Origin of the sequence: Mesotoga sp. HF07.pep.5.2.highcov, assembly GCF_003666285.1 — a bacterium.
GTDB lineage: Bacteria > Thermotogota > Thermotogae > Petrotogales > Kosmotogaceae > Mesotoga > Mesotoga prima.
Window position 1 is genome coordinate 1 of record NZ_JFHJ01000381.1, and the last position, 2156, is coordinate 2156.

The 2156-nt window shown below is 47.4% G+C and carries 2 protein-coding genes and 1 pseudogene; 1 reads left to right on the top strand and 2 read right to left on the bottom strand.

What is annotated here, in order from left to right:
- Nucleotides 1-201 (top strand): annotated as a pseudogene (locus BG32_RS08185) (MurR/RpiR family transcriptional regulator); the annotation flags it as partial.
- A 22-nt stretch (nt 202-223) separates the two neighbouring features.
- Here BG32_RS08185 and BG32_RS08190 read toward each other — a convergent pair.
- Together BG32_RS08190 and BG32_RS08195 are read right to left on the bottom strand one after the other, a co-directional pair.
- Nucleotides 224-793, bottom strand: coding sequence for a TetR/AcrR family transcriptional regulator (locus BG32_RS08190; protein WP_121510010.1), 570 nt, complete (start codon nt 791-793; stop codon nt 224-226).
- 16 nt (nt 794-809) lie between these two features.
- Nucleotides 810-2156 (bottom strand): radical SAM protein (locus BG32_RS08195; RefSeq protein ID WP_147434892.1); only part of this gene is annotated, 1347 nt, incomplete at its 5' end.

Genomic DNA, 2156 nt, shown 5'->3' on the forward strand with positions numbered 1-2156 from the left:
AACGTGAATCTCGAAAGCTATTACTCAAAGCTGATCTTCCCGGAGGGTGGTCTTATAACTCGTATAGTGCAGCTGATGATCCTGGACGTGCTTTACCTGAAGTTTCTTCAGATTTCTGGGAAGAACTTCGAGGAAAAGTATTCGAAGTTCAGAGAAGTTCTCGACTTCAAGCGAAGAGGCACAAAAAAAGAGAGGGACTGAGTCCCTCTCTCTTCTTTCTTAATTACTCTCCGGAGTTGCTAACCAGGCCCCTCCAGATTATTTCTCTTATGCTTTCTAGCCCGTCAGGGTCTTCCGTTATACTGAAACCATTCAGTATCAGGTCTGCTGCGCTATCTGGATCGACGTCCTTCGAAATTTCCTGAGCAGCCTTTGCATCATTTATGGCCGACGACAACTTCTCTTTCAAGGCTTCGTATCTGTCTCTCACTCTCTTCCAGGACTCGTTGTCTTCCCTGCTAAGGTTCGCACGTTCCTGATCCATGATTTTCTTGATCTCATTTTTGCTCGTTATGAAATCTATGTACGATCTCAGAATCCTCTTGAGCTTTGAGACATAAACGTTCTCGTCGCTTGTTTCGGAAAAGACATGATCTTCGAGCTCGTCAATAGAGTATTGCCAAACTTCGTAAAAAAGATCCTCTTTGCTCGGAAAGTAGTAGTAAATAAGTGCCTTTTTCACTCCAGCCATCTGCGCAATCTCAGACATGCTGACGCCGTCGTGACCTCTCTCCGCAAAGGCCTTCCGGGCGGCTCTTATAATCCTCTCTCTAGAAGATAACTTTGCTCGCACCGGATCCACCATCCCCTCAAGGTTTTTTGTCTATAGCAAGCTTTTCTTCGTTGTTAGCGTACTTTCTCATTCTAACATCAAAATCGTACACGCCCCTGTGTGCGGGATGGGTTTCGGCAAAACCTTCCTCGTAGTATAGCTTGTCTGCGTACTTCTTCCAGCCTTCGGCGAGTTCGTCAAGCTGACCGGCAAGCTCCGTAACAACGTTCTCGCTTCCATCATGCTGAGGAATGGCGTGGAACTTGTTGACCATTGCCCTTAGGACCTTCGGGTTGTCAATGATTGGACAGGGTCTGAAAAGATTGTTGCTGTAGGGCACCATTCTCTTGTACGCGGTAAAGAACGGTGACTTGATAACTTCGAGAAGACTCTTCTCCCTGATGCTATCAACGGCAAACTGCTGGAATACACATGGTTCTACGTAACCCTTTGCATTGACGTGAAGGTACTTCGCGCCGGCGGCCAGACAACCATTCGTAAGGAATCCATGATTCCAGAAGTCAGCAACGAATGCGAAATCACCACCGAGCCTCTCTTGCTCGGTCTTGTAGAATCTCTCGTATCTCTGCTCCGGAGTAGGAACAAGATCCATGGAGGGATTCATACCAACAGGCATGAACTGGAAGACCCAGGCGTAAGAAACACCCTCGTCCTTCAGGAACTGCCAGAACTCGTCCTTCATCATTACCTCGTGGTTCAGCCTGGTCGCAGTAACAGAGGTACCGTAAATTACTCCTGCCTCTCGCAGATTTGTCCAGGCCTGCCTGACCTTCTGGAAGACATTTCTTCCACGTCTCCAGTCGGTTTCGCCTTCAAAGCCTTCTACCGAGACGGCAAACGTCGCATTACCTAGTTCGGCGAGTTTCTGGGCGACTTCCTTCGTGATAAGAGTACCATTGGTGTAGACCTGGAAGTAAGAATCGTTGAACTCTTCAAAAATTTCGAGAAGATGCGGCCATACAAAAGGCTCTCCGCCGGTAATTATGAAGAAGTAAATGCCCAGCTCGTTTGACTGTCTGATAATTGAACTGACCTCTTCCTTCGAAAGCTGATACTTTCTTCCGTAGAGACCGGCATAGCAACCCACGCAGTTCAAATTGCAGGCGTAGGTCGGGCTTATAACAACCAGCTTGGGAATGACGACCTCATGCTCAAGCATCTTTTCCTGACGAATCTTCTCTCCGAGAGCAAATTCGTTAACAACCAAGTTCGTCATAGCCTTTTCTACTGCCTTAGGGCTAGATCTCTTGAAAACATTTTGCCAGGACACGATCATTGGATGCTCTTCCTTGGCCATCTGCGTCAGTTTCTTTAGACCGCTCTTTGTTGGTTCTTTCGTCAAAGCAGCAACAGTGCCAAATAA